The 21,754-nt window shown below is 71.8% G+C and carries 20 protein-coding genes and 1 pseudogene; 16 read left to right on the top strand and 5 right to left on the bottom strand.

Annotation, left to right across the window (positions count from 1 at the left end; genetic code table 11):
• Window positions 1-36 precede the first annotated feature (36 nt).
• Complete coding sequence (locus tag M2157_RS09520) at window positions 37-2,238, bottom strand: cytochrome P450 (protein ID WP_280864999.1); 2,202 nt, start codon at window positions 2,236-2,238, stop codon at window positions 37-39.
• Window positions 2,239-2,394: 156 nt separating this feature from the next.
• Complete coding sequence (locus M2157_RS09515; protein ID WP_280864997.1) at window positions 2,395-3,477, bottom strand: NAD(P)-dependent alcohol dehydrogenase; 1,083 nt, start codon at window positions 3,475-3,477, stop codon at window positions 2,395-2,397.
• A gap of 72 nt (window positions 3,478-3,549) precedes the next feature.
• Here M2157_RS09515 and M2157_RS09510 point away from each other — a divergent pair, with 72 nt between their 5' ends.
• The 9 genes from M2157_RS09510 to M2157_RS09470 all read left to right on the top strand — a co-directional run bounded on the left by M2157_RS09510 (window position 3,550) and on the right by M2157_RS09470 (window position 14,354).
• Entirely contained in the window at window positions 3,550-4,992 is a 1,443-nt protein-coding gene (locus M2157_RS09510) for an aldehyde dehydrogenase family protein (protein WP_280861378.1), read from the top strand.
• Between the two features lie 11 nt (window positions 4,993-5,003).
• Window positions 5,004-6,203: a helix-turn-helix domain-containing protein gene (locus tag M2157_RS09505; protein ID WP_280864996.1), complete on the top strand. Its 1,200-nt coding sequence runs from the start codon at window positions 5,004-5,006 to the stop codon at window positions 6,201-6,203.
• A gap of 225 nt (window positions 6,204-6,428) precedes the next feature.
• Window positions 6,429-7,451 (top strand): zinc-binding dehydrogenase, encoded by a 1,023-nt coding sequence (locus M2157_RS09500; protein WP_280861376.1) that lies wholly within the window; start codon window positions 6,429-6,431, stop codon window positions 7,449-7,451.
• On the top strand, window positions 7,448-8,842 hold the full coding sequence (locus tag M2157_RS09495; protein WP_280864995.1) for an amidohydrolase family protein: 1,395 nt from the start codon (window positions 7,448-7,450) through the stop codon (window positions 8,840-8,842). The genes M2157_RS09500 and M2157_RS09495 overlap by 4 nt, the downstream gene beginning before the upstream one ends.
• Entirely contained in the window at window positions 8,839-9,507 is a 669-nt protein-coding gene (locus M2157_RS09490; RefSeq protein ID WP_280864994.1) for a flavin reductase family protein, read from the top strand. The genes M2157_RS09495 and M2157_RS09490 overlap by 4 nt, the downstream gene beginning before the upstream one ends.
• A 72-nt stretch (window positions 9,508-9,579) precedes the next feature.
• Window positions 9,580-10,674 (top strand): BMP family ABC transporter substrate-binding protein, encoded by a 1,095-nt coding sequence (locus M2157_RS09485; RefSeq protein ID WP_280861373.1) that lies wholly within the window; start codon window positions 9,580-9,582, stop codon window positions 10,672-10,674.
• 34 nt (window positions 10,675-10,708) lie between these two features.
• Window positions 10,709-12,265 (top strand): ABC transporter ATP-binding protein, encoded by a 1,557-nt coding sequence (locus M2157_RS09480; RefSeq protein WP_280864993.1) that lies wholly within the window; start codon window positions 10,709-10,711, stop codon window positions 12,263-12,265.
• Window positions 12,262-13,443, top strand: coding sequence for an ABC transporter permease (locus M2157_RS09475; protein WP_280861371.1), 1,182 nt, complete (start codon window positions 12,262-12,264; stop codon window positions 13,441-13,443). The genes M2157_RS09480 and M2157_RS09475 overlap by 4 nt, the downstream gene beginning before the upstream one ends.
• Window positions 13,440-14,354: an ABC transporter permease gene (locus tag M2157_RS09470; RefSeq protein ID WP_280861370.1), complete on the top strand. Its 915-nt coding sequence runs from the start codon at window positions 13,440-13,442 to the stop codon at window positions 14,352-14,354. The genes M2157_RS09475 and M2157_RS09470 overlap by 4 nt, the downstream gene beginning before the upstream one ends.
• 251 nt (window positions 14,355-14,605) lie before the next feature.
• On the opposite strand, the gene M2157_RS09465 is transcribed toward M2157_RS09470, so the two are convergent.
• The gene (locus M2157_RS09465; RefSeq protein ID WP_280864992.1) at window positions 14,606-14,737 is read right to left on the bottom strand and encodes a hypothetical protein; all 132 of its coding nucleotides are present in this window, start codon (window positions 14,735-14,737) and stop codon (window positions 14,606-14,608) included.
• A 21-nt stretch (window positions 14,738-14,758) separates the two neighbouring features.
• A complete protein-coding gene (locus M2157_RS09460) occupies window positions 14,759-15,793 on the bottom strand; it encodes an aldo/keto reductase (RefSeq protein ID WP_280864991.1) in 1,035 nt (344 codons plus the stop codon).
• A 200-nt stretch (window positions 15,794-15,993) separates the two neighbouring features.
• On the opposite strand from M2157_RS09460, the gene M2157_RS09455 reads away from it, so the two are divergent.
• The 7 genes and pseudogenes from M2157_RS09455 to M2157_RS09425 all read left to right on the top strand — a co-directional run.
• Entirely contained in the window at window positions 15,994-16,446 is a 453-nt protein-coding gene (locus tag M2157_RS09455) for a VOC family protein (protein WP_266510376.1), read from the top strand.
• Window positions 16,431-16,826, top strand: coding sequence for a nuclear transport factor 2 family protein (locus M2157_RS09450; RefSeq protein WP_280861367.1), 396 nt, complete (start codon window positions 16,431-16,433; stop codon window positions 16,824-16,826). The genes M2157_RS09455 and M2157_RS09450 overlap by 16 nt, the downstream gene beginning before the upstream one ends.
• A gap of 158 nt (window positions 16,827-16,984) precedes the next feature.
• Window positions 16,985-17,845 carry a fumarylacetoacetate hydrolase family protein gene (locus M2157_RS09445; protein ID WP_280861366.1) on the top strand — a complete coding sequence of 287 codons (861 nt, stop codon included), beginning with the start codon at window positions 16,985-16,987 and terminating at the stop codon, window positions 17,843-17,845.
• Window positions 17,846-17,872: 27 nt separating this feature from the next.
• On the top strand, window positions 17,873-19,036 hold the full coding sequence (locus tag M2157_RS09440) for an amidohydrolase family protein (RefSeq protein WP_280861365.1): 1,164 nt from the start codon (window positions 17,873-17,875) through the stop codon (window positions 19,034-19,036).
• A 28-nt stretch (window positions 19,037-19,064) separates the two neighbouring features.
• Entirely contained in the window at window positions 19,065-19,838 is a 774-nt protein-coding gene (locus M2157_RS09435) for an aldolase/citrate lyase family protein (RefSeq protein ID WP_280864989.1), read from the top strand.
• Window positions 19,835-20,191, top strand: coding sequence for a cupin domain-containing protein (locus M2157_RS09430; RefSeq protein ID WP_217238071.1), 357 nt, complete (start codon window positions 19,835-19,837; stop codon window positions 20,189-20,191). Before M2157_RS09435 ends, M2157_RS09430 begins: the two co-directional genes overlap by 4 nt.
• 250 nt (window positions 20,192-20,441) lie before the next feature.
• Window positions 20,442-20,645 (top strand): annotated as a pseudogene (locus tag M2157_RS09425) (XdhC family protein); the annotation flags it as partial.
• A gap of 203 nt (window positions 20,646-20,848) precedes the next feature.
• On the opposite strand, the gene M2157_RS09420 reads toward M2157_RS09425, so the two are convergent.
• Window positions 20,849-21,646, bottom strand: coding sequence for an IclR family transcriptional regulator (locus M2157_RS09420; protein WP_280861363.1), 798 nt, complete (start codon window positions 21,644-21,646; stop codon window positions 20,849-20,851).
• Between the last annotated feature and the right edge of the window lie 108 nt (window positions 21,647-21,754).

Raw genomic sequence — 21,754 nt, 5'->3', positions numbered from 1 at the left:
CACATCCGCTGTTGGCCCCGTACGGCCGAGGTCGGCTCAGAGGTCGAGGACGAGTCGGTCGCCCCGGCATCGCCCCACACAGATCATCATCGTGCGCCCCGCAAGGCGTTCCTCCTCGCTGAGCACGGAGTCCCGGTGCTCCGGAGTCCCGCCGAGCACACGGGTCTCGCAGGCGCCGCAGTATCCCTTCTCGCAGTCGTAGGACAGGCCGGGCACCGCGTCGCGCAGTACCTCGATGAGGCGGCGGTCGGCCGGCACGGTGAGCGTGCCTCCCGTGCGCGCGAGCCGGACGTCGAAGTCCCGGTTCTCCGCGGCGTCGTACGCCGTCTCGAGGTCGTCGCCGGCGGCGAAGCGCTCCAAGTGCAGCCGGTCGGTGAGATCCAGACGGGCGCACTCGCCCTCGACGGCCGCCAGCATCGGCGCCGGCCCGCACGCGTAGACGGCGGTGTCCGCGTCCAGCCCGCCCAGCAGCCGGGGCAGGTCCGGCAGCCCGGCCTCGTCCTGCGGGAGCAGGGTGAGCGCGTCACCGGCGACGGCGGCGAGTTCGTCGGCGAACGCCATCGTCGACCGGGTGCGTCCGCCGTAGACGACGGTGAACGGCGTGCCGCGCCCGGCCGCCGCACGGACCATGGCGAGGATCGGGGTGACGCCGATGCCGCCGGCGAGGAACAGGTAGGACGGCGCCGAGGTGAGCGGGAAGTGGTTGCGGGGCCCGCGGACCGCGAACAGTGCCCCGGGGCGGGTCAGTTCGTGCAGTTCGGCCGATCCGCCCCGGCCCTGGGGCTCGCGCAGGACACCGATGCGCCACGTGCCGGCGTCGGCGGGGTCACCGCACAGCGAGTACTGACGCAGCCTGCCCGAGGGCAGACGCAGCTCGATGTGCGCGCCGGGCCGCCAGGCGGGGAGGTCGCCTCCGTCCGGCAGGGCGAGGTCGACGGCGACGACGTCCTGCGCCGCCGCGCGCACCGCGGTCACCCGCAGTGGTGTGGGCGTGGTCAGGGCGCGGACCGAGCCTGCCGCCGCACCTGCCCGGGGGCCGGGTGTGAAGACCGCCGGGACCGCGTCCCAGCCGGACTGGTTGCCACGCGTCGGGTAGGCGACGAGAGCCTCCTCGATCACCCGGTAGTCGGGCAGCCGGGTCAGCACCTGCGTCATCATCGCGCGGAACATGGCTCGGGCGAGATGCGCGCCGGCGCACCGGTGCGAGCCGATCCCGAAGCTGAGATGCCTGCTGGCGTCGCGGTCCAGCCGCACCTGCTCGGGGTCGGGGAACACCGCGGGGTCGTGGTTCGCGGCGACCCACGGGATCAGTACCCGGTCGCCCCGGTGCATCGGGCAGCCGCCGACCTCGGCGTCCTGGGTGACCGTGCGCGCCATCGACTGCGACGGGGCGAACGCGCGGAGGAACTCCTCGGTCGCGGAGTCCAGCAGATCGGGGGAGTCGATCAGCTTCTGGCGCTGGTCGGGGTGGCGAGCGAGGTGTACGAGCGTCGATCCGGTCAGGGAGGTGGTGGTGTCGACGCCGCCTGCGATGAGCAGGCCGATCACCGACACCAGTTCGTCCTCGCCGAACTCGCCGCCGTCACCGCGCCGGCCGGCCACCAGCGCGCTGACCGCATCGGCCTGTGGCGCGAGACGGCGCTCGGCGATCAGCTCGCGGATGCGCCGGTCCATGTAGGCCAGTCCGGCGGCCCCGCGTACGGCGCGCTCGCTCTCGGCGGGTGCGGCGAAGATGTCGTGGATCGGACCGGCCAGCTTCGCCCAGTCCTCCTCGGGGAAACCCAGCCAGTCCAAGGTCACCGCGGCCGGCAGCGGGTTGGTGAGGTCACGGACGAAGTCGCAGGAGCCGAGCTCGACGAAGTCGTCCACGACGCGGGCGGCGTGCCGCTCGATCATGGGCACCAGCCGCTCGATCGCCTCCGGGGTGAGCAGCGGGTTGATCAGTTGCCGGTACTCGGTCGACCGCGGCGGGTCGAGCTCGATCGGGTACTGGTCGAGCCCCGGTCCCTTGGGGATGACGATGCCGACCCCCTGGCCGCCGTGGTCGCTGCGGGCCGAGGAGAACGTGGCGTCGTCGCGGGCGATGCGGGCCACGTCGGCATACCGCGTCGTATAGGTGAAGCCGCCGTGGGCGGTGGTGCGGCCTACCGGGCAGGACTCGCGAAAACGCGCGTAGTAGGCGACCGGATCGGCGTTGGCCTCGTCGGAGTGGTGATCGAAGTCGATGTCGGCGGACATGAAGGGCACGCTCCACGTGCTCGGTCTTCTGCGCGGTGTTGACCGGCCGCGCCACCGGGTGAACGGGTGCCTCATCTGCGTCGGGCCACCCTAAGGTGTGCCGCCGCGTGCGACAACGTGTCCTGGGTGACGTCGTGAGACCTGGACCGACGCCGTCTAGAAGGTCAGCACGGCCTTGACGACCGCACCGGACCGGACCGCCGCGACGGCCTCGTTGATCTGCTCGAACGGGAAGTAGGTGATCATCTTCTCGACCGGGAACTGCCCCTTGGCGTTGAGTTCGAGCAGTTTCGGCAGGAACACCTGCGGCAGGCTGGACCCGCCGATGATGCCGGTGACGCTGCGCCCGTTGAGGATGCTGCGCCAGTCGAAGCTCATCGTCTCGCTCGGGCCGATTCCGATGACCCCGGCGCGGCCGAGCGGCCCGAGTGACTCCACCGCGGTGCGCAGGACGTCCTCGCGGCCCGTCGTGTCGATCACGAAGTCGAACCCGTCGGGGACGAGGGCGGCCAGCTGCTCAGCGGCCGGCCCGGCCGAGGAGTCGACGGTGTGCGTGGCGCCGTAGCCGCGGGCCGCCTCCAGCTTGGCCGGGTTCACGTCGACGGCGGCGACGATCGCGCAGCCGCTCAGCGAGGCCGCGATGATGGCGGCCACACCGACGGCCCCCGCCCCGAAGACCGCGATCGAGGAGCCGGGGCGCGGCTGCAACACGTTGAGCACGCCGCCGGCCCCGGTCTGGAAGCCGCAGCCGAAGGGCCCGGCCCGCAGCAGGTCCAAGGAGGGGTCGATCCTGACGACCGCCCGCTCCGGTGCGACGACATGGCCGGCGAACGACGACTGGCCCAGGAAGTGGGCGTTGACCTCGCGCCCCTCATGGGTCACCGCGGTGGAGCCGTCGGGCCGCCGGCCGGAGAAGTTCACCGCGTCGAAGCTGCGGCAGTAGGCGGGCGAGCCGGTGCGGCACAGCGTGCACGTACCGCACGAGGCGAAGGACATGGTGACGCTGTCGCCCGGGCGCACGGACGTGACATGCGCGCCGACCTTCTCTACGACGCCCGCCCCCTCGTGCCCGAGCAGCGCGGGCGTGCGGAAGAAGGTGGCGAACTCCAGGTCGGTGCCGCAGATGCCGACCCCGGCGACGCGGACGAGCACCTCGTCGGGGCGGGGCTCGTCCAGGTCCACCTCGGTCAGGACGAATGGCTGTCCGGGTTGCTCCAGCAGAGCGGCGGTGGCACGCACCAGGCCTCCTCAGTGACTCACATAGCGAGATCGCATATTGACATGCGTGACAAGGTCGGTCAAGGTTCACGTATGGCTGTTGACTTCCCTTCCTCCCAGCAATTCGTCGACGGCGAGTGGGTCGCGGCCCGCGACGGCGGCACCCTGGACATCGTCGATCCGGCCACCCGGCAGGTGATCACCACGGTGGCGCTTTCAGGTGGAGCCGATGTCGACGACGCGGTGGCCGCGGCGCGCCGCGCCTCCCCCGGCTGGGCGGCGACCAACCCCAGCGAGCGCGGGGCACTGATCCGGCGCTGGGCCGACCTGATCCTCGCCGACGTCGAGGCACTGGCGGCCGTAGAGGCGAGGGACGTGGGCAAACCACTGTCCGGGGGCCGGACGAACATCTACATCGCGCACGGCATCATCGACTACTTCGCAGGCGCCGCCGACAAGCTCACCGGCGTCACCCTGCCGACCCGCAGCCCCGACTACCTGGGCTACACGGTTCCCGAGCCGTACGGCGTGTGCGCCGTCGTCATCCCGTGGAACGTGCCCGCCGTGCTCACCGCCGCGAACGTCGCGCCGGCGCTCGCCGCGGGCAACGCGGTCGTCCTCAAGCCGTCCGAGATCGCGCCGCTGGCCCCGTTCGCACTCGCCGAACTCGCCCGACGTGCCGGGTTCCCGCCCGGGGTGATCAACGTCGTCGCGGGCGGCCCCGAGGCGGGCGCCGCACTGACCTCGCACCCGGGCGTCGACCACATCAGCTTCGTCGGCTCCACCACGACCGGGCGGGCGATCATGACGGCCGCCGCGCAGAACCTCGTCCCGGTGAAGCTCGAACTCGGCGGCAAGTCGCCGAACGTGCTGTTCGCCGACGCCGACCTCGACACGGCGATCGAGGCGGTCGTCGGCTCGATCACCGAGAACGCGGGACAGAACTGCTACGCCGGTTCCCGGCTGCTCGTCGAGGCCTCGGTGCACGACGAGGTCGTGGAGCGGGTCGCCGCCGCCATGGCCGCCGTCAAGACCGGGCCCTGGGACGCCGACCCGGACATGGGGCCGCTGGTCAGCGCCACGCAGTTCGCCCGCGTCAGCGGCTTCCTCGAGGACGCGCCTCGCGACGGCGCGCGGCTGGTCACCGGTGGCGCGCCCACCGGCGACGGATGGTTCGTCCAGCCGACCGTGTACGACCGCGTGGACGCGGGCATGCGCGTCGCCCGCGAGGAGATCTTCGGCCCGGTCCTCGCCGTGCAGTCGTTCCGCGACACCGCCGAGGCGACCGAGCTGATGAACGCGACGGACTTCGGCCTGCTGGCCTGCATCTGGACCAACGACGTCTCCCGGGCGCTGCGCCTGGCGAAGGACGTCCGCTCCGGGCAGGTGGCGGTCAACCAGTTCCACGACGCGGGAGTGATCGGCTTCCCCTTCAACATGCAGAAGGACAGCGGCTTCAGCCGGGGCGGCGGATACGCGGCGCTGCGCGAGTACACGCAGGAGAAGGGCGTGGCCATCCGGCTGCTGGCCCGCTGAGACTCGACACCATGGGAACCGTCGCCGAAGCACGGTCCGGACCGGCCCACGACAGGGCCGGTCCGGACGCCGAAACGGCTGTGCTGGAGCGGGAACTCACCGAGGCCGTGCTCGCCGGCGCCGCGCGCTCGGACGTGCTCCGCACGCTGGTCCGGGCGACCGGCCGGCAGATGCGGCTGCTGTCCGCCGAGGGCGCGGTGCTGGCGACCACCGACGGCGGATCAGGAGTGCCGGCGGCGGTGGCGGACGGCGTGCTCGCCGGCGCGGCCGGACCGGTGGTCGACACGCTGGACGGGCTGCGGGCCACGGCGCTGCCCGTGCGTGCGGGGACGACGGTGGCCGGCGTGCTGCTGACCGTCGGCCCCGGTGATCCGCGCGTGCAGCAGCTGGCCGGTGCCGCGGTCACCGCGCTCCTCATCGACGCCGTGCGCGCGGGGGACGACTCCGCCGAGGCCCCGCCGCCGCCCACACCGGCCGACGTCGTCGCCGCGCTGCGGTCCGGGACGGTGAGCCCCTCGGTGTGCGCGGCGGCCGCGGAGCTGGGGATCGATCTGCAGCGACCGCCGGCCGGTGCCGTCCTCCATTACAGCGGCTCCCGCCTGCGCGCCTGGTCCACCGCTCTCACCTGGCTGGAGCACCCGGTGCAGCAGGAGGCGCGCACGGCATGGACGGTGGCGGCCGGCGAGGTCACGCTCGCCCGCCTGCGAAACCGGCTGCGCCACATGACCGGCGACGAGGCCGCGGGTGACGACGTCGTCGCGGCGAGCGGCTCCCACCCCGAATCGGCCATCGGTCTGGCCCGGTCCTTCACCGAGGCCGAACGGCTGCTCGGTCTGGCCAGGATCCGGGGCGTCCCGCTGCTCACCTTCGGCGGATGCGGGGTGGTCCAGGTGCTGCTGCCCCTCCCGCGCGCGCACCTCGAGGCGTACGCCGAGGCGCACCTCGGGCCGATCCGGCAGCGTCCGGAGCTGATGGCGACCCTCCGTGCCTGGCTGGCCGAGAGGGGCAGTCGGCAGAGCGTCTCCGAACAGCTTCATCTCCACCGCAACTCGGTGGGCTATCGAGTACGCCAGATCAAGAACCTTCTGGGCACGGACCCGCTGCTTCCCGCCGCCTCGGCGGAGTTGCACCTGGCGCTCGCGGCGCTCGACCTGCTCGCCGCCGACGACCGGCAGCCGCCCGGCGACGAGCCGGTTTCAGCCGGACACTGAACGTCCTTCTGCGCGGCGGGGGTGGCGCCGAGCGTGCGTCCGCCCCGCCTTTTCCGGCCTGCGGCCTGCGCCGCGAGGGTGACGGACAGGCGCAACGCCGACGAAACCCAGTTTTTCCCTACAAGCGTTGACAGCACTGTTCGGCATGGGCAGAGTGGCCTCACAATACGTTCCACCGACTCGCAATGCGAGACGGCAGAGGTGAGGAGGGCCGCGGTGCGAGCGATGGTGCAGACCGATTTCGGAGGAACCGAGGTCGTGTCCCTGCAGGACGTCCCGGAGCCGGTGTGCGGACCGCGTGACGTCGTCGTCGAGGTCGCGTACTGCGGGCTGAACCGCTTGGACCTGTTGCAGCGCAAGGGGCCGGGCCTGATCCCCGGCTTCCGCCTTCCGCATGTGCCGGGCATGGACTTCGCCGGAACGGTGGTGGCGACCGGCGCCGCGGTCGGCTCCATCGTCCCAGGCGACCGGGTCATCGCCGACCCCACCCAGGGCTGCGGGAATTGCCCGCGCTGTTCGGCGGGCGACCGTGCGTACTGCGCGAGCCCGCGCGTCATCGGCGGCAACATCCCCGGCGCGCTCGCCGAATACGTCCTGTCGTCCGCCGAAACGATCGTCCGGGTCCCCCCGTTCGTGTCGCTCGCCGCGGCCGTCACCCTCCCCACCGCCTTCGCCACGGCGTGGCACGCGGTGCACACCGTCGGGGCCCTGCACACCGGCGAGACCCTCGTCGTGCACGCGGCCGCGAGTCCCGTCAGCCTGGCGGCCATCGCGCTGGCCAAGCGGGCCGGTGCCGCGGTCGTCGCCTTCGCGGGCAGCGACGCGAAGCTGGCCGCGGCCCGCACGGCCGGCGCGGACCTGGCGCTGCGCAACGACGACCCGGACCCGGCGAAAGCGGTGTCGGCCTTCACCGACGGCGCCGGAGCGGACCTGGTCCTGGACCACGTCGGCACCGATACCTGGCGCACCTCACTGGACTGCCTCGGCATCGGCGGACGGCTGCTGATGCTGGGCAACACGAGCGGCGACCAAGTGGCGTTCTCGCTCAGCGAGGTCTTCCACCGCGGCCTGAAACTGCTGGGCGCCGGCGGCTACACCGCGGCCGACTTCGCCGCCGCCACGTCAGCCTGCTTCTCCGACGGCCTTCACCTGCCCACCGCCACCCAGTTCCCGCTCGAGGACCTCGCCGACGCCTGGGACGTACTCGGCGCCCGCGAGACCATCGGAAAGGTCGTGATCGCGCCATGACCGACCTGCTCATCGTGGGCGGCGACATCGTCACCATGGACTCCGCACGGAGGGTCCTCACCGGCGCCACGCTCGCCGTGTCCGGAGACAGCATCGCCGCGCTCGGCACGGCCGAGGACCTGCGCACCCGCTTCCCGGGTGCAAAGGAGATCGACGCGTCGGGCTGTGTCGTCATCCCCGGCCTCGTCGACGCCCACCAGCACACGACCGTCGACCCCCTCGTACGCAGCACGATCCCGGACCACATCAGCTCGCAGGAGTCGATCTTCGACTGGATCGTGCCGCTGCACGCCCACGCCGACGGTGACGACGACGAACTCGCCGCGACCATCACCGCCGTCGAGTGCCTGACCCGGGGCATCACCACCGTGCTGGAACCTGGCACGGTGGCCTACCCGGAGCGGGTCGCCGCAGGCCTGACCGCCGCGGGCATCCGCGCGCGGGTCGGCGGCTGGGGCTGGGACGCCGAGGGCGTGCCGTTCGGCGCCCCCGCCGACGAGGTGCTCGCCAGGCAGGAGGACATCGTCCGGTCCCTGCCGGTCACCGGGCCGGTCACCGGGTGGGTGACGCTCGTCGGCCATGACCTCGCCAGCGACGAGCTGTTCACCGGAGCGGCGAGCCTGGCCGAGCGGCTCGACACCGGACTGACCTGGCACGTCTCGCCGGGACCCGCCGACGTCGAGGCATACGCCAAGCGCAGCGGGCGTCGGCCGGTGGTCCACTTCGCCGAGTTGGGAGTACTCGGCCCGCGCCTGCTGCTGGGCCACGCCGTCTGGCTCGACGACGCGGAGGTCGACGCGATCCTCGCCACCCGTACCGCGGTCGCCGCCTGCCCCGGGGCCTATCTGCGTCTCGCCCAGGGCTACACCCGCGCCTCGCGCCACGCCGAACTGGTGCGCCGGGGCGGCCGGGTGGCCCTGGGCTGCGACGCCCACAACGCCGGCGACGCCCCGGACGTCCTCCTGGCCGCCTACCTGTTCGCCGGTCTCGAACGCGACCGTGACCTGCCCGACCCGATCCGCGCCGAGCAGGCGTTCGCGCTCGCGACGGTCGACGGCGCCGAGGCGATCGGACTCGGCGAGCGGACCGGCTCCCTCGAGGTCGGCAAGGCCGCCGACATCGTCGTACTCGACACGAGCGACCCCGCCTGGATGCCCCGCGGCGACCTCGCCCGCCAGCTCGTCTGGGGCCACGTCTCACGCACCGTCCGTGACGTGCTGGTCGACGGCCGCGTGGTCGTCCGCGACCGGCGGCCGACCGGCATCGACCTCGCCGCCGTCGCCGAGGCAGCCGCCGAGCGGTCCGCCTCCCTCCTGCGGCGCGCCGGCCTCACGCCCCGCCCGACCTGGCCGACTCGGCCGGCGGGCACCGCAAAGGAGACCACCCGTTGAACGTCATCCACATGTCCGGACGCTCTCCGGCCCACAAGCAGGGCCTGCTCTCGCAACTGGTGGTACCGCGGCCGATCGCGATGATCACGACGCTCGACCCGGACGGAGGGGTCAATGTCGCGCCGTACAGCTACTACATGCCGGTCTGTGGCGAACCTCCGCTGATCGCGGTCACCATCGGCGCCCAGCGGGAGGGCACCGCGGAGCCGAAGGACACCTGGCTCAACATCGAGCGCACGGGCGAGTTCGTCGTCAACCTGACCACCGTCGCGATCGCCGAGCACATCGAGGCGGTGGCCCGCGAGTACCCCCGTGGCGTGAGCGAGATGGACGTCGCCGACTGGCGGCCGGTGCCCTCACAGGTCGTCGACACGCCGTCGCTGGCCGACAGCCCCGCGCACCTGGAGTGCCGTGTGCACGAGGTCATCGACCGCGGCGATCACACGTCCTGCTTCTCGGGCGTGCACATCGTGCTCGCCGAGGTCGTCTGCATCACCACCGACGACTCGATCATGTCCGCCCCGGACCGCATCGACCCCACCCGGGTCCGAGCGGTCGGGCGGATGGGCTTCCCGTACTTCGTCGCCGCGGGTGAGGAGTCCGTCTTCCACCAGGAGCGGGTCGCCTACGCCGACCTCGACCGGGCCGACACGCCCGCCAACTGACCCCACCAACTGCCCCCCCTCCTTTTCGCCACCACCTCGACGAGGCGGTGGCACCCAGTGAATGGAACGCACATGACCGCAAGAAGCTCGCTCCGCCGTTGTCGGGCCCCGCTCGGCCTCGCCCTCGCCCTCACCGGAGCCCTCGCGCTCTCCGGCTGCACCAGCAACGCGGCGACGGCAACCAAGACGACCCCCGAGGCGAGCAGCAGCAGCGGCTCGGGCCTCAACGAGCCCGATGTCAACGGCGACGGCAAGGTCGTCATCGGTGTCCTCAGCCCCGGTGACATCAACGACCACGGCTACTACGAGAGCTTCGTCGACTCGGCGGACGCCTTCGCCAAGGAAAAGGGCTGGACGGTCATCAAGCGCGGCAGCGTGCCCGCGGGCGACGCACTCACCGCGGCACGCGCGCTGTGCCAGCAGCACGTCGACATGGTCGCGCTCGGCGCAAGTGAGCTGAGTACCGCCATCCCGGCCTCCGAGGAGCCGGTCTGCGCCAAGACCGCCTGGTATGTGCCGTCGTCGGCGAACATCAACCAGAGCCCGCGGGTCCTGCTGTCCACCGACGACCCCAACCAGGATCTGCTCGCCGCAGGCTACGCGGCGGGCCTGAAGATGAAGGCCGCCGGCTACACCAAGGCCGGGTTCATCACCGGCAACAAGGCCTCCTTCAGTGTCCTTGCCGCCAAGGCCTTCCTGGCCGGTATCCGGGAGGTCGTCCCGAAGGCCACCGTGACGAGCACCTACACCGGCGACTTCAACGACTCGGCGAAGGCCAAGGAGGCCACCCAGGCGCAGATCAGCCAGGGCGTCAAGGTCATCTACCCCTACCTGGGCGGGGCGACCGACGCCTCGGCACAGCTGGCGAACGCCAACGGCGTGCTGACCCTCACCCCGGGCACCGACCGGTGCGACTCGACCAGCCCCAAGTTCGACATCTCGGTGATCTTCAGCCCGGGTGACTACTTCCGCGCCGCGCTGGAGGACTTCGCCAAGGACGACCTGAAGATGGGCACGACGCGCGTGTGGCAGCTGGGCGTCGATCCCTACCCGACCGTCAAGATCTGCAAGGGCCAGGGCGACGAGGACAAGCAGCTGGAGGCCTTCATGAAGAAGATCGGCAGCAAGGAGATCGACCCGGCGGCCGAGGTCAAGCGCCTCGGCTGACCGTGCCGACCCCGACCCAGGAGATTCAGACGCGATGACACCGACGACCTCAGCGGCCCGGATTCTCGAGCTGCGTGGCATCACCAAGTCCTACGGATCCGTCACGGCCTGCGACGCCGTGGACCTCACCGTCGACGCCGGCGAGATCCATGGTCTCCTGGGCGAGAACGGGGCGGGCAAGTCCAGTCTCATGAAGGTCCTGCTCGGGCTGGTCCGGCGCGACGCCGGCACCGTGCTGGTGCGCGGCGAACAGGTCGCGCTGGACAGCCCGCAGGAAGCGGCCGAGCTGGGCATCGGCATGGTGCACCAGCATTTCAGCCTCATCAGCGGGCTCACCGTGTGGGAGAACGTCGCACTCGGCGATACCGGCGCGGTGAACAAGCAGGCCATCTGCGCCGACATCGCCGAGGTCGCCGCCCGGTACGGGCTGCCGGTCGACCCCGAGGCGCGCGTCGACGCGCTCGCGGCGGGCGAGCGGCAGCGCGTCGAGGTGGTCAAGTGCCTGCGGCGCAACCCTCAGATCCTGATCCTCGACGAGCCCACCTCCGTGCTGACCCAGGCCGAGTCGCAGGAGTTGTTCGCTGTGCTCGGCCGGGTGGTGCAGGAGGAGGGGCGTGCTGTCATCCTCATCAGTCACAAGCTTGCCGAGATCGCTCAGGCCACGGACCGGGTGACGGTCCTGCGCAAGGGCAGGGTCGCCTTCCGGGCGGTCACCGCCGAGACCACCGCGCCGGAACTGGCCCGCCAGATGGTGGGCCGCGATGTCTCCCTGCACGACGAGGGAGCCGCCCTCGGCCTGCTGCCGGTCAGCACGACCGGCACGGGCCGGGGCGGGGCCCACGACCGGCCCCCGCCCGTCCTGAGCCTGGCCGGGCTCACCGTCGAAAAAGGCGGGGTGAAGGTCCTCCAAGGCATCGACCTGACCGTCGGCGCGGGCGAGATCTGCGCCCTCTACGGTGTCGAGGGCAGCGGCCAGGCGACGCTCGGCGAAGTCCTCGCCGGGCTGGTCCTGCCGACCGCCGGCAGCATCGAGGTCGCCGGCCGCCGGGTCGATGTGGCCCGGCCCGGCGCGCTCGGGAAGGCGGGTCTCGGCATCGTGCCGGAGGACCGGCACCAAAGCGGCGTCGTCCTGGACATGAGCGTCACCGAGAACCTGACCATGAAGTCGCTCGACAAGCTCAGCGGCAGGTTCCTGTTGCGCCGTCGCGCGATGATCGCCGAAGCCCGACGCCTCGCGGACGAGTTCAACATCGTCGCGCCCTCGCTCGACGCGCCGGTGCGCAGCCTGTCCGGAGGCAACCAGCAACGCGTCGTGCTCGCCCGGGAACTGTCCGGTCACACCAGCGTCCTGGTGGCCGCGCAACCCACACACGGGCTGGACGTCGGCGCCATCGAGGACATGTACGCCCGGCTCCGCCAGGCGGCCGCGGACGGCGTCGGAGTGCTGCTCATCTCCACCGAACTCGAGGAAGTCATGGCCCTTGCAACCTGGATCGCGGTGATCTCGTCCGGGCGGATCACCGGAGCACTGCCCGTCTCGGAGGCGACCCCCGAGCGACTGGGCATGCTGGTCGGCGGTGAGGCCGCATGAGCGCCGCCTCGCTGACGAACGGGGACGACCTCGCCCGGCGTTTTCTCGCCCGGCTTCGTCCCGGGCGCGACGGCTGGTTGACGGCGGGCCTGACCGCCGTGCTGGTCGCCGTCGCCGCGGGCGCCTCCGCGCTGCTGCTCGTCCTGACCGGTGGCTCGCCGAGCGCGTCGGCGGACGCGATATGGACCGGGAGTCTGGCCGACGCCAACGGATGGACGACGACGCTGCTCAACGCGGCGCCGTTGCTGCTGGTCGCGGTCGGTGCGTGCATCTGCGCGGCGGGCGGCACCTTCAACATCGGCCAGGAGGGGCAGGTCCTCATCGGCGGCCTGGCCGGAGCCTGGGTCGGACTGCGGCTGGCCGTGCCCGGCCCGATGCTGGTGGTCGTGGTGCTGATCGCCGCGGCCGTCGGCGGCGGCGCCTGGGCCGCGCTCAGCGCGGGGATGCTCCGCCTGCGCGGCGTCAACGTCCCGGTGAGCACGCTGCTGATGACCTTCCTCGCCATCCAGCTCGTCACCTTCGCGGTCAGCACCCCCTGGTTCCTCCAGGAGAGCGCGGAGGGCTCCTCGGGCATCGCCGACGCGTCGTCCAACCAACTGCCGGCCAATGCCCTGCTCGGCGGCTTCGGGCAGTACCCGTCGGTGCAGTGGAACATCGGCCTGTTCATCGCGCTGGTCGCGGCGGCCGGTGTCGCTGTGGTCCTCACCCGCAGCCGGTGGGGCTTCAGGGTGCGCATGCTCGGACTGAATCCGCTGACGGCCAAGCACACCGGTGTCCGGGTGGCCGCGCTCGGCGGCTTCACCCTGGCGCTGTCCGGAGCTTTCGCCGGGCTCGCGGGCGGGCTGCTGATGGTCAGCCCGGTCGGCACCAACCGGCTGCAGGCCGGGCTCTCGGACAACTTCGGCTGGGACGGCCTGCTCGTCGCGCTCGTCGCACGCAACCGGCCCCTGGTCGCGATCCCGGTGTCGCTGGTGTTCGCCGTGCTGCGCGCGGGCGGCGACTTCCTCTCGGCCACGGGAGTGCCGTACTACCTCGTCGATGTCGTCAAATCACTGCTGGTCCTCGCGTTCGTCGCGCCGCCCGTGCTCGTCGATCTCTTCCGCCGGCGTCGCGGTGCCACACCGCAGGCGGCGCCCGGCCTGTCCGTAGTCCCGACCAAGGTGAAGGCAGCCGCGTGAGCGCTCTGGACAGCACCACCACCATCCTCGCCAGCGGTGTCCGGCTGACCGTGCCCCTGGCGTTCGCCGCCTGCGGTGAGTACGTGGCCGAACGCGCCGGCACGATGAACATCTCCGTCGAGGCGATGATGCTCGGCGCCGCGTTCACCTCGATCGCCACCGCGAGCGCGACCGGCAGTGCCACCGTCGGCCTCGCGGTAGGCGTCCTGACCGGCCTCGTCCTCGGCTTCGTGCACGGCAACCTCTCCCACCGGGCGCAGATCAACACCTTCGTCGTCGGCCTGGTGCTGAACGCGCTGGTGCTCGGGCTGACGAGCTACCTGATCACGACGAACCAGTTCGTCTCGCACCAGGTCCACATCCTGTCGATCCCGCTGTTGCAGGACATACCGCTCATCGGCAAGCCGCTGTTCTCCGAACGCTGGCCCGCCTTCCTGATGTTCGCGCTGGTGCCGCTCACCTGGTGGCTGGTGGAGCGCAGCCGCTGGGGCCTGGAACTGCGGGCGGTGGGGGAGAACCCCCAGGCCGCCGACGTCACGGGCATCAAGGTGAACATGCGGCGCCGGCAGGCGCTGCTGTGGTGCGGCGCGCTGGCCGGTCTCGGTGGCGCGTACCTCGCGGTCGGCGAGGTCGGATCGTTCAACCAGAACATGACCGCCGGGCGCGGCTACATCGTCATCGCCGCGGTGATCTTCGGGGCGTGGCGGCTCGGGAGGACCATGCTCGGCTGCCTGGTCTTCGGCCTCTCCGACGCGATGCGCCTGGCGCTCCCGGCGCTCGGTGTCACCCTCAACGCCCAGCTGCTCGTCGCGGCCCCGTATCTGCTCGCGCTCCTGGCCATGCTCCTGTTCACCACCCAGCACCGGGAGCCCGGCGCGCTCGGCCGGCCCTTCGAGCGCGGGTCGACCTGATGACCGGGACCGGACGAGCACGGATGCTGCTTGCGCGAAGACACGGAGCCCGTTGGTGCGCGACCCCGCCGGCTGCGCAGGGCCCCGCTCTGCAGCGCCGGCGGGGTGGAGCCGGGCCCGTTGCCGGGTGTGAGGGGTGCGTGGATCCGGTCCACCGCGAGGCACGACCTGCCGGCCGGGAGCGGCGAGCGCGGACGCCGGTTCCGCGACCGTGCGGGGCCGGCATCCGCCGTAGGTGTGCGACATCGCCGTCAGCGTCGGCGCGGCGCCGCACTCTCCAGCGCCGGTGGCGTGTAGCCGGTGTCGAGCGGGTTGAGGGCGCTGCCCGGCGCGACGAGCGCGTCGATCCGGTCCAGCGCCTCGGCCGACAGCGGCCGGTCCACCGCGGTGAGCTGCCATCGCCGTCAGCGTCGGCGCAGCGCCGCACTCTCCAGCGCCGGTGGCGTGTAGCCGGTGTCGAGCGGGTTGAGGGCGCTGCCCGGCGCGACGAGCGCGTCGATCCGGTCCAGCGCCTCGGCCGACAGCGGCCGGTCCACCGCGGTGAGCTGCGACAGGAGCTGGTCGTGGGTGCGCGCGCCCATCACGGCCGAGGTGACGCCGGGATGGGCGAGCACGAACCGCAGCGCAAGCTCGACGAGCGTGCAGCCCTCCTCGGCGGCCAGGCGCACGAGTTCCTCGACGACCGCGAGCTTGCGCTCGCGCATCTGCTCGTCGGCGAAGTCGAAGTGGTCACTGTTCCTCAGCGCGCGCGAGTCCGCCTCCGGTCCGACGCCGGCCCGGTACTTGCCCGTCAGCCAGCCGCCGTTGAGCGGGCTCCAGACCATGACGCCCATGCGGTGCCGCTCAGCGGTGGGCAGGGCAGCGGCCTCCGCGTGCCGGGCCAGGACCGAGTACGACAGCTGCTCCACGGTGAACCGCTCGGTGCCACCGCGCCGCGCCGCCCACTGCGCCTCCACGATCTCCTCGGCCGGGAAGCTGGAGGTGCCGATCGCCCGCACCTTGCCCGCCCGCACCAGGTCACTGAGCGCACCGAGGGTCTCCTCGACGTCGGTGAGGGGGTCGGGACGGTGGACGAGGTACACGTCCAGGTGGTCCGTCCCCAGCCGGCGCAGACTGTCCTCCACGGCACGTGTGATCCACAGCCGGGAGGCGCCGCCCCGGTTGCGGTCGAGCGGACCCGCGGGCATCCGGCTCGCGACCTTCGACACCAGGACGACCTCGTCGCGCCGTCCCTTCAGCGCCCGGCCGACGATCTCCTCCGACTCGCCGAAGGCGTACACGTCGGCGGTGTCGACGAAGTTGACCCCGGCGTCCAGCGCCGTCGCCACCATGCGGTGGCACTCCGCCTCGTCGGTGTTGCCCCAGGCGCCGAACATCATCGACCCGAGGCAGAGCTGACTCACCTCGATGCCCGTCCCACCCAGAATCCGGTAGTGCACGCTCGCCCTCGTCTCCCAGCCGACGCCGTGTCGCTGTCCTCTCGCAGGCTCGCACAGCGGCAGTCCCGGAACCGATGTCGCGCGGGGCCAGCATCGCCGGCCTGCGTGTTGTGTCCGCAGCACATCGACCCGCCGGTGCATGCGTGCCTAGGCTCAAACAAATCCGAACAAAGAAATCCGAACCACTCACTGGAGGTACCGTGGCCACCGGTCTCACCTCGGCACGCTGGACTCACGTCGCGCTGCCGACCGGCGATCTCGACAAATCGATCGCGTTCTACACCGCACTGACCCCGCTGGTCGTGGTCGAGCGGTTCAAGGACGCCGACGGCGAGAGCGTCTGGCTCTCCAACGACCAGCAGGCCGAGACGCCGTTCGTGCTCGTCCTGGTGTCCTTCAACAAGGACAAGGGCAACCAACTGGGCCTGCTGCACCCGTTCGCGCACCTCGGCATCGAGGTGCCCACGCGCCAGGACGTCGACGCGCTCGCGGACCGGGCCCGCGAGCTCGGCTGCCTGCACTGGGAGCCCCGGCAGATGCCCGAGCCCGTCGGCTACATCTGCGCTCTGAAGGACCCCGACGGCAACGTCGTCGAGATCTCCCACGACCAGCGGGTCTTCGACTCGGTCCGCGCGAAGTGGGGTTCGTCCTGAAGGACACCCGCGCCGCCGTCGAGGCGTACCTCGCGGCGTTGAACGCGCACGACGCCGACGCCGTGGCCGCCTGCGTGGCCGAGGACTTCGTCAACGAGCACACGTCGTCGATGGGACAGAGCCGCAAGGGCCGCGCCGAGTACCGCGCCGCGCTGACCGGGTTCCTCGAGAACTTCGGGGACCTGCACTACGCGCCCGAGGGCTTCCTCGTCGACGGCGAGTCCGCCGCGGTGCCGTACGTCATGACGTTCCTGATGCGTTCGGCCGGCGACCGCCCCGTACGAGTGCGCGGGGTCTTCGTGTTCACCGTCGCCGACGGCCTCATCACGCGTCGCACGGACTACTGGGACAGCGGCGAGGTGCAGCGGCAGCTCTCCTGACGCCCCTGGCCGGAAGCCCGGAACCAGGCCCCTGACACCCCGTCCGCCTCTCGCGCGGACGGGGTGCCGGTGTATCCCCACCTGACCTGCGTATCGCTTTGCATGACGCCGTCTCGCATTGCTTGACACGATGTCGTCTCGCAATGAAAGATGCCGTCATGCAAGTAGTGACAACGCAGTCCGGCCTGGGCCGGATCGAGGACGGGGCCATCGCCCTGTTGGACACGGCTCTGCCGCACGTCGGCGCGGTCCTGGAGCAGGAAGGCTCGCTGCAGGGCCTGGCGTCCTGCGCGGTGCGCCGACGGATCCCGCTCGACCAGGCCACGATCGTGGCGCCGCTGGGCCGTCCCCGCGCGGTGTGGGGCGTCGGACTCAACTACGTGTCGAAGGCGGCCCGTACGGGCCGGGGAGTGCCCGAGCAGCCGATCCTGTACCTGGCCGCGTCGTCCGGCGTCCTGGCGCCCGGCGCGCAGGTGGTGATCCCGCGGGCCGCGACCGAACCCGACTACGAAGGGGAGATCGCGGTCGTCGTCGGTCGCCGGCTGTACCAGGCGTCCGAGTCGGAGGTCTGGCCCGCGATCGCCGGCATCACCGCGGCCAACGACATGACGGCGCGTGATGTCATGCGCGCCACCGCCACGCCCGCCCTCGCCAAGAGCTACCCGGGATTCACGCCGCTCGGCGCCTCCATCCGCACTCCCGACGACCTCGCCGACCGCGACGCGATCCGCGTACGGACCCGGGTCAACGGCGAACTCGTCCAGGACGACACGAGCGCCGGGATGATCTTCGCGGTCACCGATCTGCTCAGCCGCTTGTCGTGGTTCGCCGCGCTGGAACCCGGCGATGTCGTCCTCACCGGAACTCCGGCGGGCACCGGCCAGGACCGCGGCTGCTTCCTCGCCGACGGCGACGAGGTACGCGTCGAGGTGGACGGCGTGCTGCCCCTCGTCACCCGCGTCGTGCGCCCCGCGGACGCCTCACCGCACGACCACCGGCTGACCGAACCGGTCAGCTGACCACCTCTCACCCTGGAGCCCATACCGATGCCCATCTCCTCCACGCCGTCCTACGACCTCGTCCTGGCCGGCGGCACCGTCATCGATCCGGCGTCGGGCACCCACGCCCGGCTCGACGTGGCGGTCACCGGTGACCGCATCGCCGCGATCGGGGAAGGGCTGGCGGCGGGCGCGACCCGCACGATCGACGTCACCGGCTCCACCGTGCTGCCGGGCCTCGTCGAGGGCCACACCCACATCTTCCAGTACGTCTCCGCGGTCGGCGCCCCCGCCGAGGAGGCCCACCTGCGGCGCGGCGTCGTCGCGGCGGCGGACGCCGGCACGGCCGGCGCCTCGACCTTCGCGGCCTTCCGCAAGCTGGTGGTCGAGGCGAACCCGCTGCGCATCGTCAACTTCCTCAACGTCTCGGTGCTCGGTCTGATCGACTTCAGGTTCGGCGAGCTGCTCAACCCCGACACCCTGGTCCCGGAGGACGCGCTCGCGACCGCCGAGGCCCACCCCGACATCGTGCGCGGCTTCAAGATCCGGCTGTCCGAGGACGTCGTAGGCGAGAACTGGGAGTCGCTGCTGAAGAAGTCCGTGGCGCTGGCCGAGCAGGCCCGCCTCCCGCTGATGGTGCACATCGGCGAGACCGAGGAGCCGGTGCCCGTCGTGCTGGACTACCTGCGCCCCGGCGACATCGTGGCGCACTGCTACACCGGGAAGCCGAACGGCATCCTCGACGGCGACCAGGTGCACCCGGCGGTCATGGCGGCCCGCGAGCGCGGCGTGCTGTTCGACTCCGCCCACGGCAAGAGCAACCTCAGCTTCGAGGTGGCGCGCCGGGCGATCGCCGACGGATTCCTGCCCGACATCCTCAGCTCCGACACCAGCGCCCGCAACTGGCGCGGCCCGGTGTTCGACCTGCTCACCAGCGTCTCCAAGCTGGTCGCGCTCGGCGCGCCGCTGGAGGAGTGCATCCGGCGGGCCACCGTCGCCCCGGCGCGGCTGCTCGGGCTCGACACCGAGGGCTACGGCCGCCTGGAGGTCGGCGGACGGGCCGACGTCACGGTCGTCGACTGGACCGACGAGGTCACCCTGCCCGACGCCGCGGGCAACACGATCGTCGCGCCGCGCCTGGAGCCGACCGTCGTACTGCACGCCGGCGCCGAGGTCGACATCGTGCCGTGGCGCGGTCTGCCGGCGGCATGAGACGCCCGCCCGTCCCGGGAAGGACGCGATGAGCGTCGGTGACGTCCATCCGCTGCGGCGTCGGCTGCGCGCGGCCCTGACCACGGGGCGACCCGCCGTCGGTACGTTCGTCAAGCTGGCGTCGCCCGACGTGGTGGAACTGGCCGAGGCGGCCGGGTTCGCGTTCGTGGTCGTCGACCTCGAACACTCCGCCCTCACCGAGCAGAACGCCGTCGACCTGGTGCGGCACGCGCACGCGTGCGGCCTGCCGGCCCTGGTCCGCGTGCCCGAGGTGGACACCGCCGCCGTCAACCGGCTGCTGGAGGCCGGGGCGGCGGGCATCCAGCTGTCCATGCTCACCCGCGTCGCCCAGGCCGAGGCACTCGCGGCGGCGACCCGGTTCGCGCCGGCCGGCCGCCGTTCGGTCAGCCTGGCCAACAGGGCCGCCCGCTTCGGCGCGCTCCCGCTGGCCGCCTTCCTGCGCGCCGAGCGGGACGACCCACCGGTGCTGGTGGGCCAGATCGAGACCGCGCGCACCGATCCTCTGCCGGATCTGCTCGCCCCTCTCGACGTGTGCTTCGTCGGCAGCACCGACCTCGCGGTCGACCTGGGCCTGCCGGCCGACCCCGCGGTGCTGCGCGCCGCGGTGGACCGGGTGCGCGAGGCCGCCCGCTCCACAGGGGTGGCGTTCGGCGGCTGGGCACCGGCCCGGGGCGCCGCAGCCGACCTGGGCCTGAGCGACGCCGACTACCTGGTCGTCGGCTCGGACCTGCAGATGTTGGCGGCCGCCCTGCGGGTGGCCGCAGGAGAGGAGAACCAGTGACCACACGCAACGCAGCGCTGTTCAGCACCGTCCTCAACTGGGACGAGCTGCCGGTGACCCAGGTGCGGCCGGGGGTACGCCGTCGTGTGTACGCGACGGACGAGATGATGATCTGCCACCACGAACTCGACGTTGGCATGACGCTCAACCCGCACCGGCACGAGGAGTTCGACCAGCTGGTCCATATCGCCGAGGGGCGTGCGAACTACTACGTGGACGGTGTCGCGCACGACATGCGTGCGGGGTCGTTCCTGCTGGTTCCCCGCGGCAGTGAGCACTACGTGGAGCCGACGGAGGCTCCCTGCGTGAACATCGACTTCTTCGTCCCGCCGAGGGCCGACCTGCTTCCCTGACCGAAGGACCGGCTTCCTGACGCACCGGGTCGTGCGGTAACCGGTGCCCGGACGGACCGACTTGCTCAACCACGTCCCGCCACGTCCGTCGCCGGCCGAGTCACCTGCCGGGAGGCCTCCGTATGAAGCGGCCGACGCCCTGCTGGAGCAGGTGCCCGAGGTGGTGATCACGGTGGGCTCGGCGGGCGGTTTCCACGCTGCCCGGGGCGCGGGGAAGATCTCCGTCCCCGCCGCCGCACGTGACCGCCGTGGACTCGACCGGCGCAACGAGCTGTCGCGGCTGCGGTCCCCGATCGGCCTCGATCTCGGGGCCCGTACGTCCGAGGAGACCGCCGTCTCCATCGCGGCAGAGATCATCGCGGCCCGGCACGGTGGGACGGGGATCCCGCTGACCGACTCGGGCAGGCCCATCCACCGCGAAGGGAGAACGAACGGAACCGAGAGGGCGGCCTGAATTCAGGGACGCCTGCGACGACGGTTTCGGCCGGCACGGGGCCCCGGCGGCACGGCCGCCAGAAGCCGATCAGGCCCTCCTCGGCATCGGCGCCGCCGAGTCCGGCATGACGCTCACCGCGATGCCGTGGAGGGGTGATGCGCAGGTCACGACCGCCGGCCCACCGCCTTTGCGGTGGGCCGGCCGTCGTCCCGGTACGTGGGTCAGCCCCCGTTGGGTGTGCCGTCCGAGGTGCCCAGTCGCTGCGACAGCGCGCGGGCGGTCTCCAGCAGTGCCTGCGCCATCGGCGACTTGACGTCGTCGGGGACGGTCGCCGTCGTGCCGACGACAGCGAGCGTTCCGCTGATCTTGTCGCCCTCGAAGATCGGCGCCGCGATGGTGCGGACCCCGTTGACAGCGGGGGAGTTGACCGACAGCCCGTGCTGCCGGATGGCCTCGAGCTCCTCGGTGAGCTCGGAGGACTTGAGGACCGAGCGCGGCAGCGCCGGTACCTGGTCCGGGGGCAGGAACGTGAGGAAGATCCGTCCCTGTGCCGAGGAGGTGAGGTCGAGACGCGAGCCGACCCGGACGCTGATCCGCACCATGTGGTCGGTGTTGTCCACCGAACGCACCACGGTCGGCGACTCGCCGTCCCAGACCGACAGTACGATCGTCTCGTCGATGCGCCGGACCAGCTCCTCCATGTACGGCTCGGCGGCGGCGACGATCGGCAGGCCGGCCCGTGCTGCCGTCGCGAGCGTGAGCACCTGGGGGCCGAGGGAGTACAGCGAGGTGCGCTCGTCGTAGCGCAGCAGGTTCGCCGCCCGCAGCGCCTTCGTGTAGCGGTGCGCGGTCGCCTTGCTCGCCCCGAGCCGCGCGGTGATCTCGTTGAGACTCATGTGCGGCTTGCCGACCGTGAACGAGCCGAGGATCAGCGCCGCACGCTGCACCGTCTGGATCGTCGGCGCGGTCGTGTCGGGAGCCCCTTGCTCGCCGGTGCCGGGCTGCGCCTTCGTGGCCATGAATCCTGCTCCTGTCGCGTACTTAGTAAAGTGGTAAGACGTCGCGTGGAACGCCGTATTGGATAGCGTAACGGTGAGAGCCGTGTAAATGTGCGGGAAGAGATGACG

Source organism: Streptomyces sp. SAI-127, assembly GCF_029894425.1.
Classification (GTDB): domain Bacteria; phylum Actinomycetota; class Actinomycetes; order Streptomycetales; family Streptomycetaceae; genus Streptomyces.
Note: the sequence above shows the minus strand (reverse complement) of the source record. Positions and strands in the feature narration are given on the sequence as shown.